Consider the following 15,997-nt stretch of genomic DNA (forward strand, 5'->3'; position numbering starts at 1 on the left):
TAATTAGTCGTGTAAATGAAAACCTTCCAATAAATGATCTGTATCACAGTGGAAATCTCTCTCGGCTCGTTTATTGGGTGCTTGGGTTTTTCCGCCACCATTTTTAGCGTCTAGCATTTGCTTGATTATTGTATTTCGTTCTTCTTTAATTGCAGAACGTTTTTTCAAATCTTCCTCTAAATCAAAATAAACTGCTCCTTCAATCATTGTTTTAAGAGGCTTGGCATACAAGGACAATGGATTGTCATTCCAAAGGACCAAATCTGCATCCTTTCCTTCTTTAATACTACCTACACGATCGTCAATATGAAGCATTTTTGCTGGATTGATAGTGACCATTTTCCAGGCCTCTTCTTCGCTAACATTGCCATATTTAATTGTTTTTGCGGCTTCTTGATTTAGTCGTCTAATCATTTCGCCATCGTCGCTATTAATTGCAACGGTTAAGCCTACATTATTCATAATGGCCGCATTGTAAGGGATGGCATCATTTACTTCATATTTATAAGCCCACCAATCACTGAAGGTGCCAGCGCCAACAACGCCGTGTTCTTTCATAATATCAGCAACCTTGTAGCCTTCAAGAATATGCGTGAATGTATTGACTTTGAAATTAAAAGACTCAGCCACTTTCATCAACATGTTTATTTCGCTTTGTACATACGAATGGCAACTAATATATCTTTCACCATTTAAAATTTCAACCAAAGTTTCCATTTCTTCATCAAAACGGAATGGTTTACCACTTTTCTTTTGTGCTTCGTATTCTTTGGCGCGTTGGAAATAATCTATATAAACTTGTTCAACGCCCATTCTGGTTTGAGGAAACCGAACGGTTTCAGTATTGCCCCAATTAGATTGTTTTACGTTTTCACCGAGGGCAAACTTTATGAATTTTGGTGAATTTTTATAAATCATATTATCCGCTGATTCGCCCCATTTAAATTTTACAATTGCCGAACGACCACCAATCGGATTAGCGGAACCATGCAATAATTGCGCTGAGGTAACGCCACCAGCAAGTGCGCGATATACACCAATATCGTCAGGGTCTACAACATCTTCCATTTTTACTTCAGCCGATGAATTATGACCACCTTCGTTAACAGACGATAAAGCCAAATGTGAGTGCTCATCAATAATGCCAGCTGTAAGATGCTGTCCTGTGGCATCGACAACAGTTGCACCTGCGTCTGAAAGGTTTTTGCCTATTTTAGATATTTTACCGTTTTTAACCAAAACATCGGTGTTTTCTAAAATACCATTGGCTTCTCCAGTCCAAACAGTTGCATTTTTAAATAGCATATCTTTTGGTTTGGGCAGTGAAGCATTTCCGTATGGTAAATTTGGATAGGTGAGTGGCATAACTTCAGGAATATCCTTGTCTTCTTTTTTAGTGTCTTTAGCTTCAAAACTATCAGTTTTAGTTGCGCTAAAATTACTTTCAGTACCATTTGGAAGGATAAGTTTTCCTTTGATATTTTCAGAATCGTTGGTGACAATGCCTGTCATTCTGTACGTAGCATCATCTTTTGTAAATCCAAGTTCTATCCAATTATTTGAGTAGGCTAGATTCGATTTGTATTTTAAAGTGTCTTGAGAAATTTCCACTTTCGGTTTGCCCACTTCGCCTGAAACATCCATTTTATAATTGGTGCCACCGACTAATAAATTGTAAGTACCTCGTATATCTTTCTGATTTCTGTCGTTCACAACATGCTTATTGCCTTGAACCCAGTTTTCATAAATACTGGTTTTGTTATCAAAAATAGATCCTGAGGTGATGAGAAAATTAGCGTGCGAATTCACATTTAAATTACCAATTTTGTCATTTTTTAATATTTGTGAAGGCACCGAAGTTAAGGCCTCTAAGGCTTGTTGCTCGGTTAAGCCATATAGAATGGCTTTTTGAATTTTAGCAATGATTTCTTTTGGTGATTTTAAATCGTGTGCGGTAAACGCAAACTTTACACCATTATCTGCCAAAACTTTTGGGTTGCTTGGTGCTTGATTCCAACGACGCATATCAGATAGCGAAACATAGTCGGCTTGATATGGGTTTGACACATCATAAGCGTCAGGAAAATTTAGCGGAATGATAAAGGTAGCGTTGGTAGCTTTTACATCTTTGATGTTTTCATATTCAAAGCCGCTACCCACTATAATATATTGAATTTTGAATAAGTCTCCAATTTTATCGGCTCGCAGGTTGTTCAATTTATCTTTAGATTCAAAAATTGTTGGTAAACCTTTATTTGCATTCAGTGCTTCTAGAGCTAAATCCTTGGTTTTGGCGTTGCCTTGTTCGTACCACTTTGCATCATTATACATTTGACGCAGCAATGCCAGTGTTCCCATGGTTGAACTTGGGTAAGCTTGGCTTTTTACCACACTTCTTGAAAAAGAAAAATGTTGAGTGGCTTTTTTTTGCAAAATTCGTTCGCTATCAGTGCCCGCTTCAGTTAAGGTAACTACCATTCCCGATCCACGGGCAATCCCATCGTGGTGATGCGTGCCTACCGCAGCAAATCCTGCTTCAATTAATTCTTTTGCTTTTTTTGAATCGAATTTGAAATGGTCCACTGCATTTACCTCGGTCATTATATGATCGTTCCAATAATAACCTGATCGTGTTGCATCATATTGAGGCGAACGTCCAAAGCCTGCGGTACGCTGCGGTTTTGAGATTCCAAAATCGCTGTAGGCGTCTATAAATGCTGGATAAATAAAATGACCTTCGAGGTCTATTACTTGAGTGTTGGCTGGTAGATTAACCGAAGCGCCAACTTGTAAGACTCTGCCATCTCGAATTAGTAAAGTGCCTTTTTCAATTTTTTGAGTGGCATTTAAGTAAATGGTGGCATTGGTGAATGCTGTGTAATTGTTATTGCTGTTACTTACACCGTCATTCTTCGGGAAATATTCCTGTCCGAAAAATGTTAAATGGCAACATAACAACAAGATAAATGAAAATTGTTTCATCATGTGTTGAATTAGTTTAAATGTTAGAAGCTTAAAGATAGAAATAACCACCAAAAGCATGGATTTGTTGACGCTATTTTAACGTTTTTAAAATGTAAGTCTGATTGTAGTTCACAATAAGGGCCACCACATAACTGTAGGATTCAATGCCTTTAGATTGGCTATTCGCCTTTAAAAATTGGTTGTAACTACTTTTAAATAAGGCTTCGGTTGGATTTTTGTAAGAATCCCAGAAATCGCGTACTTCTTGATAGTTTTTTCGAACGCCACGATTTAAGTTGGAAATGATAGTTTCGTAGGCATCGGGATTTCTTAAAAACAAATCGTTAAGACAATGACCAAGCGCAAATGCATAACCCGAATATTTAAAATAAGTATCAGGATGATTTGTGGTGGCTAGATAACTGATAAAATTGGCCTCGTTTTCGGCAGCATAGCCTAATTGATGCGCTACCTCATGACTTGCCGTTGTTGGAAATCTAAACTTTGGCAACAAATAATCTACTTGTGCTTCGTTGGTAAACGGATTTAAATAGCCTGAAAAACCCATATAAGTGAGTGGCACACTGTATAACGAAGTTTTTAAACTGGGAACTTCATATTTTAAATGTGGATAAGTTTTTCTAATTGCCGCAAACCCATCTGGAACCATCGACAATAAAGTTGATTTTGACATGGTGAAATCAACAGCAAGTGTGTCGTTAAGCGCAAGTTGTTCTTGGTAACAGTTGGTTTGTTGGATGAGGTAATTGGTAACTTCAATTAATTCCTCTGTACTATAATCTGTATTAAGGCTGAGATTTTCGTGTAATGGAAGCCGATGATAATTAAATGCCCACAACAAATGAAATGCAGCATAAATAACCGCTAAAGTTGCGACCACATCAGTAAGCCAACCAAAGGGATTCATAATTAATTTCTGTCTGTTATGATATAACCACTTTACCGCAAATATTCCCAATATGGTGTACATCACATCACCAGCCGAAAACGGTATCCAACCAAAAACCCAATGCAATAACTTTGAACTGATTTTAAAAATACCATTACTGTAAATAGATTCTACAAATTCTGGATAAAACCTGAGCAATTTCACCAAAAAAATTTGTAGAATTAATGACAATGCTAAAAGTTGTTTTTTTGTGAACATTTTAGATTTTGCGCTCGGTTTTAGTTTTGGTAAAAATAAATAAATCGACATGAAACAGCTTTGTCAAAATTAATTTGGTTTTATAAAATGTCTAGGATTAATTCAGTCACCTATTGGCAAATACTTACCTTTGTAAAACCAAATAAAACAAATAGCACATGACTGTAAGAGAACTAGAACCCAAAGCACTTTGGAACAAATTTGCCGATTTAAATGCGGTGCCAAGACCTTCAAAAAAAGAAGAACGCGTTATTGCATTTATGAAGTCTTTCGGAGAAAATTTAGGATTGGAAACCATAGTTGACAGTGTTGGAAATGTCATCATAAAAAAACCAGCTACCAAAGGTATGGAAGATCGTGCAACCGTTGTGATACAATCGCATTTAGATATGGTGCACCAAAAAAATAACGATACCAATTTTGATTTTGATAAGCAAGGGATTGAAATGCGCATCGAAGGCGATTGGGTAAAGGCGAAGGGAACCACCTTAGGTGCCGATAATGGTTTGGGAGTTGCGACTATCATGGCAATTCTAGATAGTGATAGTATTGTACATCCTGCAATTGAAGCTTTGTTGACTATAGATGAAGAAACCGGTATGACCGGTGCAAAAGGTTTAAAAGGCGGATTGCTCAACGGAAGTATTTTGCTAAATCTTGATACGGAAGAAGATGATGAAATAGGGGTTGGTTGCGCTGGTGGCATTGACGTAACTGCCGAAAGAACTTATCAACAAGAAGCTACGGACAATTCTCAAATTGGCTATACTATCAGTGTAAAAGGACTACAAGGTGGTCACTCTGGAATGGATATTCACAAGGGTTTTGGGAATGCCAATAAAATTATGAACCGTTTATTATTTGATGCTTTTGAAAATTTTGGACTGAGAATTTCCGAAATAAAAGGTGGTGGACTGCGAAACGCTATACCAAGAGAAAGCAATGCAATAGTCGTTATAGATGCTGTTCATCAGGATGCCTTTTTACACGAGTTTAATTTATTGATTAGCGATATTAAATCAGAATTAAAAACAAACGAACCGCAACTCCAAATTTCAATCAACAAAACAAATTTACCTAAACAAGTCATGGAATTAGGAGTGCAAGAAGGATTGATTAAAGCAATTTATGCCGCGTGTAATGGTGTTTATAGAATGAGCGCTGATATCCCCGATTTGGTAGAAACCTCTAATAACATCGCGAGTGTTTTAGTTGAAAATGGACATATTAAAGTGGCATGCCTAACGCGCTCTTCGGTTGATAGCTCTAAGATAGATCTAGCCAACAGTTTACGAGCTACTTTTGAATTGATTGGCTGTGAAGTTAGTTTATCTGGCGATTATCCTGGTTGGACACCCAATATGGATTCGGCTATTTTAAAGGTTTTAGTGTCCATTTACGAAAAACTTCACCAACAAAAGCCAAAGGTAGCCGCCTGTCATGCAGGTCTTGAATGTGGCATTTTAGGACAAAATTATCCAGAAATGGATATGATCAGTTTCGGACCAAATATTAAAGGTGCGCATTCACCAGACGAGCGAACTCAAATTTCATCGGTGCAAAAATACTGGGACTTTGTGCTTGAAATATTGAAGGAGATACCGAATAAATAATGGCATCTATTTATAAAATAAAAACACCTTCAGAACATTAAAACCTGAAGGTGTTTTTTTATAAACCCTTTCAGGGCTTTTAAAACCTGAAAGGGTGTTTGTCAAAAAGGTATTAAAACTATTGTCTAAGTCTTATGTTATTGCTGAGCAATATCAACCAATTCCATAATAAATATCAAGTCGGTATTCGGTGGAATAAATCCGCCACCAGCACCGCGCTCGCCATAAGCCAAATGTGATGGCATGAACACAAAAACCTTGTCACCAACCTTCATCTGTGCCGCGGCTTCTTTAAAACCGGCAATCATTCCAGCGTCAGGACTAATAGGCATGGCCATAGGCTGATAGGCATTTGCAGCGGCACGTTGTTCGTTCATCATGCCATGTCGTTCAGCTACACTTTGAACGCTGGTGTCAAACAATCTACCATCGGTAAAATAACCTTCGTAATTCATATTCACCGTGCTGCCAACCGCCGGTTTTGGACCTTTTCCACTGGTGATAGTGAATAATTTCAAACCAGAATCAAGGGTTTTTGCTTTAGACATATACCCATCTAAAGTTTCTTTAACGGCTACAGCAGCCTCCATGTTTTTAGCTTCGCGTTCTTTTTGTTCGGCTTCGGCTTTTTGTCGGGCTTCCTCACGAGCTTTTTCCTGTTTTTCTTTAATTTTAGGCAATTCTTCTTCAAATACTTTAGGAGCGTTAAAACTTTTAGCTTCTGAACCTTTTCTAATGATGTTTAATTGCTCAATTACGACGTCTTCTGCTGGTTTGTCGCGCTCGGCGGTTTTAACATTTGAAATACTATCTTGAATATTTAAACCTACCACCAGTTCACCAAAAACAGTGTGGCGATTATCTAAATTAGGTGTTGGCACTTCGGTTATAAAAAACTGACTACCATTAGTTGCAGGACCAGAGTTGGCCATAGATAAAATACCTGGCTTGTCGTGCTTTAAATCTGGATTGAATTCATCTTCAAATTTATATCCTGGATCACCAGAACCAGTGCCAGTTGGATCACCACCCTGAATCATAAATCCATCGAGGACGCGGTGAAAAATTATACCGTTGTAAAAGGGTTTTCCTTTAAATTCTTCCTTTACCATAGGGTGGTTACCTTCGGCCAAGGCTACAAAATTGGCAACTGTTACTGGCGTTTTATCAGCGGTTAATTTGGCAACCATCACACCTTTATTCGTTACAAATTCGGCATAAAGTCCATCTTCTAGATCTGGGTATTCTTCTTTACAAGAGGATAGTGTTACAAACAACACCAACAATACAAGTTTTAAGCTATTTTTAATCATTTTTATTTTGAATTATTGAGTTTAAAGTTACTGTACAAATTAACGGTACATTGGTGCCAATCTTATTTTGGTCACCATAATAACCGTAGGCAATGTTTGACGGAAAGAAAAACGTAGCAGTTTCACCCGCTTTTAAAAGTTTTAAACCTTCTCTTAACCCAGTAAACAATTCTTGCTGTTCCATGGCGTAATTTTGAGTTTTAAGTTCTTCTTCAGTATAAATAACAGTGCCTTTAATATCTTTTATGTTGTAGTTGAAATTTAAAATATCACCAAAGTCTGCTGTGATACTATCACCTTCTACTTTAGTTACGTAAAAATACCAAAATCCGTTTTCTGAACTAATGAATTCTGTGTTTTCTTGTTCGAGCATGATTTCTTTAAAGGCATCTTCTTGCGCTTTGTTCAGTTTAATATTGCGTTCTGCGGATTCTTTTATAAACGAACCTGAAGCTTTTGAAATAGGCTCTCTGGCTTCTGGTGACTTACAACTTACAATTGTAAATAACACAATAAGCGTTAAATATAGAATTTTCATTTCGTTAAGGTAGATTTATGTTGAGGCAATATACTAATAAATTTTTCAACTGTTTGCGATAAAGACAGTTCACTTTTGCCACCCGCAGCGTTTATATGACCGCCACCACCAAAGTGAGCGCGGGAAAATTCATTCACATCAAACGAACCCTTACTTCTAAATGAGATTTTGATAATTTCATCCTGCATACTTTCGATAAAAATAGCAGCAAAAACAATACCTTCAATACTTAAACCATAGTTAACAAAACCTTCGGTATCACCCTTTTTAAAATTAAATTCGTTGAGGTCGTTTTGGCTTAAAACAATATAAGCAGTTTTTAATTCGGGAAGTACGTGTAAATTATTTAAAGCTCTCCCTAATAACTGCGTACGTTGGTAACTATTGGTATCGTAAATATTATGGTGAATGGCCGAGTTGTTAGCGCCCTTATCAATTAAATCGGCAATAATCCTATGTGTAGTGCTGTTGGTGTTAGGAAATCTGAACGATCCTGTATCGGTCATGATCCCTGCATATAAGCAAGTTCCTATGTGAGGAGTGATGAGATTATTTAGTGACAATTTTGAAATAAAATGATAAACCATTTCAGCAGTTGAGCTCATCATCACATCCGAATAAACGTACTTGGCATAATCATCAGGTTGTTGATGGTGGTCTATCATGATTTTGATAGCTTTTGCTTCTTTTAATGGTGTCTCCATTTCACCAGTTCTAAAAAGAGCATTAAAATCTAAAGTGAAAATAAGTTCTGCTTTTTGAATAATTGCCTCACATTTTTTACTATCGGTTTCGTATATTAATATCTTTTCGTTTGCAGGCATCCATTTTAAAAAATGTGGATAATCGTTTGGAGCTATAATAGTAACATGGTGATTTAATTGCAATAACAAATGATACAAACCCAAGCAAGACCCAATCGCATCACCGTCAGGATTTTTATGGGGAACTATTACAATGTTTTTGGGTTGATTTAAAAGTGATTTTATACCCGAAATATCTACTGCTTTCATAAGGGACGAAGATACAATTAATAACAATTAATTAAAGCGGCTTCACAAAATTTTAGCTAATATTGATTTCTGTAAATCAACCTATACTTTACCTTATGAAGCATTTTATCCAATTAAGTTTTTTGTTGCTTTTTTTGTTGCTGGGATGTAAATCACCTAGTAATTTCGATAATTCTCAATCCGATTTTGTTATTGCATTTGGTTCCTGTAATAATCAGAAATTGGAGAATAATTTGTGGCCAGCCGTTTTAATAAATAATCCCAATGTCTGGGTTTGGGGTGGCGATAATATATATTCAGACACCTACGATATGGAGAAAATGGCAATGGATTATAAAACCCTAAAAGAGCATAAAGATTATGTAAATGTTGTAAATTCTGCTGTAATTTTAGGTACGTGGGATGACCACGACTATGGTTTAAACGACGGTGGAGAAGACTATGAAATGCGAAAGGAAAGTCAGCGATTGTTTTTAGATTTTTTTGATGTACCTAAAGAAGACCCAAGACGAGCGCGCGAAGGTATCTACCACGCCGAATTGTTTGAAACAGTAAATGGTAGTGTTAAGGTGATAGTTCTGGATACCAGATATTTTAGAACTGCTTTAACAAAGTCTGAAACTAAAAATAGACGTTATCAACCCAATCCTTATGGTGAAGGAACCGTTTTAGGCGAAGAACAATGGAAGTGGTTAGAATATGAACTAAAAAATTCAGAGGCAAATTTTAATGTAATTGTTACCAGCATTCAGTTGCTTTCTGGTGAGCACGGTTTTGAAACTTGGGCCAACTTCCCTCATGAGCAAGATAAACTATATTATTTAATAAAATCTTCCAAGGCCAAAGGAATCATGGTTTTATCTGGTGACAGACATATATCAGAATTTTCAAAAAAAGAAATCAAAGGATTAAAATATCCACTTATTGATTTTACGAGTAGCGGACTTACGCATGTTTACTCGAGCTATAGTGGTGAACCTAATCAATACCGCATTGGAAACGTTATTAACCAAAAAAGTTTTGGCGTATTGCGTTTTAATTTTAAAGCCAAACGGGTAATCATGTCAATGCACGATGAAAGCAATAAACCATTAGCCGCATATGTAGCCAAATATTAATTGCAATTACAATGTAATACCACTACTTTTGCAGCCAAATAAAAAATAAATAAATGGCAACAAATAGAACATTTACCATGCTTAAGCCAGATGCGGTTGAAAAAGGACACGTCGGCGCAATTTTAGAAAAAATTACAGCTACAGGATTTAGAATAGTGGCATTGAAATTAACGCAAATGACTCAAAATGATGCTGAGACATTTTATGCAATTCATAAAGAACGTCCGTTTTTTGGAGAACTTGTAACTTATATGACCCGTGGCCCGATTGTAGCCGCCATCTTAGAAAAAGAGAATGCTGTTGAAGATTTTAGAACGTTAATCGGTGCTACCAATCCAGCCGATGCTGCTGAAGGTACTATCAGAAAATTATATGCTGCTTCTATTGGCGAAAATGCTGTTCATGGAAGTGATAGCGACGACAACGCCGCCATTGAAGGCGCTTTTCATTTCTCTGGTAGAGAAATGTTCTAGTGTAAAATATATTATAAATAAAAAACCACGCATAAAGCGTGGTTTTTTGTTTCAAAAAAAGTTAATTATATTGCTTATAGAACTTTAACGTTCACAGCGTTTAATCCTTTTTTACCTTCTGTTAGTTCGAATTCAACGTCATCACCTTCTCTAATTTCGTCTACTAATCCTGAAATGTGAACAAAATGCTCACGATTTGAACCTTCTTCTGTGATGAAACCAAAACCTTTGGCATCGTTGAAGAATTTTACTGTTCCTTTACTCATGTTAAAAATTTAAATTATTAATTGATGCAAACTTACGACTAAAAAATTCATTTTCACTATAATTTACTAAATATTTGAAAATAAATATTTTGTTAAGTTCGCTTTTCTTCCCTATTAAATACTTTATAAACATTTAATCTTTAAGTATTACCGGCGTGCCTAAACCCAATTCTTTTAGTTTTTCTAATTGTGTTTTAGCATCGCCAACAACCAAATAAATCATTTTGTCAGAATTAATATAGGTTTCGATTAAGGCCTGCATTTCCGAAATTGTCATATTTTTAGCTGACGCTTCATTCAACGAAATATAGTTTTCAGGCAAGTTGTAATTACTAATATCTCTCAGCATGTTTAACTTAGCACCTAAGGTTTCAAATGCACGCGCGTTACTTTTAATCATAAAACTTTTGGTAACCTCCAAATCATCTTCCGAATAGGTGGCACCATATTCCTCTAAAATCGATTTAATCAAATCTACGGCTTCAAAAGTTACATTACTTCTAACGCCGCTTGATATGGTAAACGGACCTACATAATTAGAACCTGAAAAACCTGATCTTATCCCGTAAGTATAGCCTTTATCTTCGCGAAGCGCCTGCGTTAATTTCGAGGCAAAACCACCTCCGCCAAGTTTGTAATTCATTACTTGAACCTTGTAATAGTCGGGATGTGTAGCGGCAATGGCTGGATTTCCAATGCGAAGTACCGATTGTTTGGCATTGGGGATATCATAGAAATATAGTTTAGAATTGTCTATGGTATCAGGCGCTACTATCTCTGGTAAATTAATGTTTTTTACCGCCCAGTTATTGTTGATATTTTCTAAAGCCGAAATAACTGCTTCGGTTTTAATATCACCAACCACATGCGCATTGCTGAGATGTGGCGAAAGATTATTTTGATAATAATCTTTTAAATGTTTAAGAGTAATGCTATCAACCGACGCTTGCGTACCTATATTGTCGTTTGCGAAAATATGATTGGCGCCATAAATTAATTTGGAATACAGTCGCGAAGCCACATTATTAGGATTGGCCTGGCGGCGCGCAATATTGCTCAAGGTACTTTGTTTTACCAGTTCAAACTCTTTCATATCCCATCTAGGCTCTAAAAGAATTTCCGATACCAACTGCATAGTTTCGTCAAAATATTTTGAAAGGGTAGTGCCGCTTATAACCACTGCGTCGTCTGTGGCGTAAGTAGAAATATTAGCGCCTAACATTTCAATGGCATATTCTAATTCTTCAGGAGTTTTTTGCTGTGTACCTTTGGTAAGCAAACTTGCCAGAAGATTTGAAACACCTATTTTATCAGGGCTTTCTAACAACATGCCACCTTTAATTTGTATTTCAAATTGCACCAACGGGACTTCATTATTTTCAATTCCAAAAACTTTTAAACCGGATGATAATTCACTTTTCCAAACTTTCGGAATGCTTAAACTTGGTGTTGTTCCGTATGGCGGCTCAGCCGATCTATCAAAGCTTGACAGCGTTTTAGGATAGTCACTTGCCACTTCAAGGTTAAAATCTTCTTCGGCGCCGTCAATAATTGGTTCTTCAACAACATCGGCTACAACTGATCCATCTAAAACCAATGACACTTGACCTTTAGGCACAAAACTAGAGGCTACATAATGCTTATTCTTAATGTACTTATTGTAAACTCGGGTAACATCATCAGTGGTAACGGCTAAAATTTGTTTAATGTCTTCATTGATGTAACCAGGATCACCAGCAAAAATTTGGTACTGCGCCAATTGAAATCCTTTACCTAAAACACTTGACAAACCAGAATAAAAATTGGTTTCTTGTTGGGCCTTGATACGATTTAAATCGGTTTCTGAAATGCCTTCTGTTTCAAATAATTTAAATGCATCATCTATCGCGCTTGCTACATCGTTAAGATTAGTGTCGTTAAATGCCGTCACACTCAACATGATTTGTCCAGCTAGTTCTGAACCATAATTAAACATGGATACTCTATCTGTAAGTTTTTTATCTTCAACTAAAACCTTTTGCAAAGGAGCTTTTTTACCACTAGACAAATATTCAAGTAGTACTTCCAAGGCATATGAATCTTTATGATATTCGTGAATGCCGGGCCAAGCCATTGTCAATTGAGGCAAACGTGCAAAATTGTCTTCGTGGTATAATTTTTTTGTTTCGTCTAGTATGATATTTTGTTTAGGTAAGGGCTTTATTTCTTCACCTTTTGGAATTTAATCAAAGTATTTTTTTACCCATGTTTTGGCTTGATCTACATCAAAATCGCCTGCAATAGTTAGTGTAACGTTATTAGGCACATACCAGCGGTTGTAAAAATCCTTTACATCTTGCAAAGTTGCATTTTGTAAATCCTCTAAAGAACCAATAACTTCCCAACTGTAAGGATGGCCTTTTGGATACAAATTTTATTGATCACGGAAAAATTATGACCATAGGGCACATTGTCAACACCCTGTCTTTTTTCGTTTTTTACTACTTGTTTTTCTTTCGCAAGCACTTCTTCAGTAACTGTGTTGATGAAAAAACCGAGCTTATCAGCTTCTGCCCAAATCATTTTTTCGAGTGCATCATTTGGTACGGTTTGAAAATAGTTGGTGCGGTCACGGCTTGTCGAGCCATTCGCTCCGGAGCCACCTATGCGTGAGCTCATTTTATCCAAACCACCTTTTCCTAAATTTTCGGATTCTAGAAATAATAAATGCTCAAATAAATGCGCAAAGCCTGTTCTGCCTTCCAACTCTCTTGCTGAGCCGACGTGACTGGTAAGGGCTACAGCAACGACAGGGTCGGATTTGTCCACGTGGAAAATAACTTTCAGCCCATTATCTAAGGTAAAGCTCTCAAAGTCAACCTTAAACTCTGTTTCCTGTGTTGGTTGAGTGTCGCTTTTACATGCTGAAAGTAAGCATATTGCCAAAAGGCATGCGATTTTAATAGTTTTTGTGATCATTATTATTTTAATTAAAGCGTAAATGAATTGTTGTTTACAAAGAATATTGCATTGATTAGAAATAGTTTTCCGTTCTCCCAAAAACTTCTGAACATTGGATTATCAGATAAATAGATTAAACTTCCTCTACCATAAGGTTGCTCGCCGAATATCATAGTTTGGTTCAAGTTTTTGATAGCTTCTGAACCTGCAAAACCGGAAAACGGCTTCGTGTTGTTATCAATATATGCGACGTTATAACCTGAATCTAAAAGCTTGTAATTGGTGTTTCCTAATTTGAGTGTGAAATATTGATCGCCATAACCAAACGCTAAGGGATGGGTGGCGTCAACTGTTGTTTTAAAAATTGCACCCGTAATCATTTGGTTGGTGTTGGCGCGCTCTTGATTGGCGTAAGTTGTTAGGTTAGGTGTTTTTTCGGTTTCTTCTTTGGTTTTGTATTGAAGTCCAAAGCTATCATCATTCGTAAAAGCACGCATGGCACCATCTATAGCAACAACTTTTCCACCTTTAGAAATCCAGTCTTTTAGACTTTTTAAATTGTCTTCAGTTAAAACACTTCCGTAATAACCGCTTGGCATAACGAGCACGTTAAAATCGCTCCAGTTGACATTTCGAAAGTGATTTGTATGAATGACGGTCACCTGAAAATTCAGCTGTTTTTCAAAAAAATGCCATAACTCACCGAAGCTTAAAGACGATGTGCCATCACCGCTTAACAAGGCGATTTTTGGCTGATTAATAAGTTTGATATCGGGTGAACCAATATCGGGTGTCACATCCGAAAAGCCACTTGAAATTGGGCTTAATTGTCTTCTGTATTCTTGGGCAATACTGTCTAATTTATTTACGAAATCCTTGTGTTTTTGGTTATCGCCTTTGGTGATTATCAAACTTCCAGGTTGGTAGGTTATGCCTTTTTGAATCAATGGTTTTTCATTAAATCGCACCCGAATATTTGCTTGTAGTAAGGCTGACAAAAATTTGGCATCCTCCAAATCGTTCCATTTATTGATATAACCGTAAGCATCCTTTAAAGGCTCAATGTAAAGCCTTTCAAGTACTTCAAAATGCTCAATTTCTTGAGTAGCAGCAATTGCTTCCAAACCATGCGCGTAAGGAATACTCCACGCTGTAATATCGTAGGTAAGCGAATCGGAAAGTTTGGCATTCGGTTCAAAAAGTACTTTTACCATATTGCCTTTTGGCTGATTTGTACTGACTACTAAATCGCTAGCCGAGGTATTGATGCTTCCTTGAGTTCCTGTGCTATACTTATACCCCGTAACTTTTATGTTTTTTGGACTTCCGAATTTTATACCGTGTTGTAGCAACAAACTTTTTAGTCGGTCTATTTTGTCTTTACTACCTTGAAGTATATAACTTTTATATTTAAAATTTTTATTGTTGAAAAACTTAGCAAATTCTTCATTAAGTTTTTCAGCATTTTTGTGAGCCATTTCAACCGTTGCAAGCCCAGAAGTGGTGTGGTGTGTAAGGCGGTCTACCAGCGTAAGTTCAACACCTTCGTCGTTTAAAATTCCCAATCCAGCCATGCCATGTCCGGCCTGCTCATAAGTCATTCCAATCGCGCCCATATAGGTAGGATAAGTGTCCCCGTAACTCGGGTAAAACAAATCAAAACGTTCACGAGTAAAATATAACCAGCCGTTTTCGTCAAAATATTTGGCGTTGTTTTTTCCTATCTCAATTTGAAAATCACGCTGCCAATCGGTTATAATTTCGTGAAAAGGTTCGGCCGCTGGGGCAAAATAATAAGGTTCATTGATGCCTTGCTCGTGAAAATCAACATGTATATGTGGCATCCATTTGTTGTAAACTTTAATTCGGGTTTGGGTTTCTATTTGTGTAGCCCAAGCCCAATCTCTATTCAAATCGAATAAATAATGATTAGGTCGGCCGCCTGGCCATGGTTCACTATGCTCGGATGCTTGACGACTTGTGTTATAAGGCTTGCTGGCGGTTTCGTTAAACCAATTTACATAGCGGTCTCTTCCATCAGGATTTAAGCATGGGTCAATAATCACAATGGTATTTTTAAGCCATTCTTGTTTTTCTGTAAGTAATTTATAAATGGTTAGCATACTGGCTTCTGTGCTGGAAGCTTCGTTGCCATGCACGTTATAGCTTAGCCAAACGATGGCAGGATTATTTTTGGTTTTATCTCCATCTGTTATTCCAATATTCGCTAGGTTGTTGTTTCTAATCGACTCTAAGTTTTTAACATTTTCTTCGGAAGAAATAACGGCAATCATCAAATCTCTGCGCTCGTTGGTTTTTCCATAGTATTCTAGTTTAACTTGATTTTTGTTGGAAGAAGCGACATGTTCAAAATAATCTACAACTTCATAATGTCTAGTGAATTCTGACCCAAGTTCGTAACCAAAAAATTGTGATGGCGACTTTAATTGCGCCTGAATAGGAAGGATGCCTAAAGCGACAATCAATAATAAAGAAAGTAATCTCATTAAAAATGTTTTAAAAAATAAATGTAAAAGTAAGTATTATATTGCCAATTATGAATTAACTTATATTTAGGAGATAGAATTATA

12 protein-coding genes and 1 pseudogene are annotated in these 15,997 nt (G+C 36.7%); 3 read left to right on the forward strand and 10 right to left on the reverse strand.

All coding sequences use genetic code 11. The annotated features are described in order from the left end of the window. Positions 1 to 3: 3 nt before the first annotated feature. Positions 4 to 2,985, reverse strand: a complete 2,982-nt coding sequence (locus V7Z48_RS01210) for an amidohydrolase family protein (RefSeq protein ID WP_334111561.1) — start codon at positions 2,983 to 2,985, stop codon at positions 4 to 6. Positions 2,986 to 3,055: 70 nt separating this feature from the next. Beyond that, positions 3,056 to 4,132, reverse strand: a complete 1,077-nt coding sequence (locus V7Z48_RS01215) for a DUF3810 domain-containing protein (RefSeq protein WP_334111562.1) — start codon at positions 4,130 to 4,132, stop codon at positions 3,056 to 3,058. 158 nt (positions 4,133 to 4,290) lie between these two features. Here V7Z48_RS01215 and V7Z48_RS01220 point away from each other — a divergent pair, with 158 nt between their 5' ends. Continuing rightward, on the forward strand, positions 4,291 to 5,745 hold the full coding sequence (locus V7Z48_RS01220) for an aminoacyl-histidine dipeptidase (protein ID WP_334111563.1): 1,455 nt from the start codon (positions 4,291 to 4,293) through the stop codon (positions 5,743 to 5,745). Positions 5,746 to 5,882: 137 nt separating this feature from the next. Here V7Z48_RS01220 and V7Z48_RS01225 read toward each other — a convergent pair whose 3' ends face one another. Genes V7Z48_RS01225 through V7Z48_RS01235 form a run of 3 tightly spaced genes read right to left on the reverse strand, consistent with a single transcriptional unit; the run spans position 5,883 to position 8,609 of the window. Continuing rightward, a complete protein-coding gene (locus tag V7Z48_RS01225; protein ID WP_334111564.1) occupies positions 5,883 to 7,058 on the reverse strand; it encodes a peptidylprolyl isomerase in 1,176 nt (391 codons plus the stop codon). Then, positions 7,051 to 7,596: a gliding motility-associated peptidyl-prolyl isomerase GldI gene (gene gldI / locus V7Z48_RS01230; RefSeq protein ID WP_334111565.1), complete on the reverse strand. Its 546-nt coding sequence runs from the start codon at positions 7,594 to 7,596 to the stop codon at positions 7,051 to 7,053. Before gldI ends, V7Z48_RS01225 begins: the two co-directional genes overlap by 8 nt. After that, the gene (locus V7Z48_RS01235; RefSeq protein WP_334111566.1) at positions 7,593 to 8,609 is read right to left on the reverse strand and encodes a DHH family phosphoesterase; all 1,017 of its coding nucleotides are present in this window, start codon (positions 8,607 to 8,609) and stop codon (positions 7,593 to 7,595) included. Before V7Z48_RS01235 ends, gldI begins: the two co-directional genes overlap by 4 nt. 95 nt (positions 8,610 to 8,704) lie before the next feature. Here V7Z48_RS01235 and V7Z48_RS01240 point away from each other — a divergent pair, with 95 nt between their 5' ends. Further along, positions 8,705 to 9,727: an alkaline phosphatase D family protein gene (locus V7Z48_RS01240; protein WP_334111567.1), complete on the forward strand. Its 1,023-nt coding sequence runs from the start codon at positions 8,705 to 8,707 to the stop codon at positions 9,725 to 9,727. A gap of 53 nt (positions 9,728 to 9,780) precedes the next feature. After that, positions 9,781 to 10,200 (forward strand): nucleoside-diphosphate kinase, encoded by a 420-nt coding sequence (locus V7Z48_RS01245; protein WP_334111568.1) that lies wholly within the window; start codon positions 9,781 to 9,783, stop codon positions 10,198 to 10,200. A 74-nt stretch (positions 10,201 to 10,274) separates the two neighbouring features. On the opposite strand, the gene V7Z48_RS01250 is transcribed toward V7Z48_RS01245, so the two are convergent. From V7Z48_RS01250 to V7Z48_RS01270, 5 genes and pseudogenes are all read right to left on the reverse strand, one after another. Continuing rightward, a complete protein-coding gene (locus tag V7Z48_RS01250) occupies positions 10,275 to 10,466 on the reverse strand; it encodes a cold-shock protein (RefSeq protein ID WP_334111569.1) in 192 nt (63 codons plus the stop codon). A gap of 133 nt (positions 10,467 to 10,599) precedes the next feature. After that, the gene (locus V7Z48_RS01255) at positions 10,600 to 11,796 is read right to left on the reverse strand and encodes a M16 family metallopeptidase (RefSeq protein WP_334111615.1); all 1,197 of its coding nucleotides are present in this window, start codon (positions 11,794 to 11,796) and stop codon (positions 10,600 to 10,602) included. A gap of 543 nt (positions 11,797 to 12,339) precedes the next feature. Next, positions 12,340 to 12,771, reverse strand: a pseudogene (locus V7Z48_RS01260) (M16 family metallopeptidase); the annotation flags it as partial. Positions 12,772 to 12,827: 56 nt separating this feature from the next. After that, the gene (locus V7Z48_RS01265; protein ID WP_334111570.1) at positions 12,828 to 13,274 is read right to left on the reverse strand and encodes a M16 family metallopeptidase; all 447 of its coding nucleotides are present in this window, start codon (positions 13,272 to 13,274) and stop codon (positions 12,828 to 12,830) included. Between the two features lie 161 nt (positions 13,275 to 13,435). Further along, complete coding sequence (locus tag V7Z48_RS01270; RefSeq protein WP_334111571.1) at positions 13,436 to 15,913, reverse strand: M14 family metallopeptidase; 2,478 nt, start codon at positions 15,911 to 15,913, stop codon at positions 13,436 to 13,438. Positions 15,914 to 15,997: the final 84 nt, after the last annotated feature.

Source organism: Paucihalobacter sp., assembly GCF_036825875.1.
Lineage (GTDB): Bacteria > Bacteroidota > Bacteroidia > Flavobacteriales > Flavobacteriaceae > Paucihalobacter.

What these genes read in the sequence shown, in the direction of transcription:
- V7Z48_RS01210 (WP_334111561.1), bottom strand. Translation starts at nt 2,985, where the DNA reads ATGATGAAACAATTTTCATTTATCTTGTTGTTATGTTGCCATTTAACA.
- V7Z48_RS01215 (WP_334111562.1), bottom strand. Translation starts at nt 4,132, where the DNA reads ATGTTCACAAAAAAACAACTTTTAGCATTGTCATTAATTCTACAAATT.
- V7Z48_RS01220 (WP_334111563.1), top strand. Translation starts at nt 4,291, where the DNA reads ATGACTGTAAGAGAACTAGAACCCAAAGCACTTTGGAACAAATTTGCC.
- V7Z48_RS01225 (WP_334111564.1), bottom strand. Translation starts at nt 7,058, where the DNA reads ATGATTAAAAATAGCTTAAAACTTGTATTGTTGGTGTTGTTTGTAACA.
- gldI (WP_334111565.1), bottom strand. Translation starts at nt 7,596, where the DNA reads ATGAAAATTCTATATTTAACGCTTATTGTGTTATTTACAATTGTAAGT.
- V7Z48_RS01235 (WP_334111566.1), bottom strand. Translation starts at nt 8,609, where the DNA reads ATGAAAGCAGTAGATATTTCGGGTATAAAATCACTTTTAAATCAACCC.
- V7Z48_RS01240 (WP_334111567.1), top strand. Translation starts at nt 8,705, where the DNA reads ATGAAGCATTTTATCCAATTAAGTTTTTTGTTGCTTTTTTTGTTGCTG.
- V7Z48_RS01245 (WP_334111568.1), top strand. Translation starts at nt 9,781, where the DNA reads ATGGCAACAAATAGAACATTTACCATGCTTAAGCCAGATGCGGTTGAA.
- V7Z48_RS01250 (WP_334111569.1), bottom strand. Translation starts at nt 10,466, where the DNA reads ATGAGTAAAGGAACAGTAAAATTCTTCAACGATGCCAAAGGTTTTGGT.
- V7Z48_RS01255 (WP_334111615.1), bottom strand. Translation starts at nt 11,796, where the DNA reads ATGTTGTTAGAAAGCCCTGATAAAATAGGTGTTTCAAATCTTCTGGCA.
- V7Z48_RS01270 (WP_334111571.1), bottom strand. Translation starts at nt 15,913, where the DNA reads ATGAGATTACTTTCTTTATTATTGATTGTCGCTTTAGGCATCCTTCCT.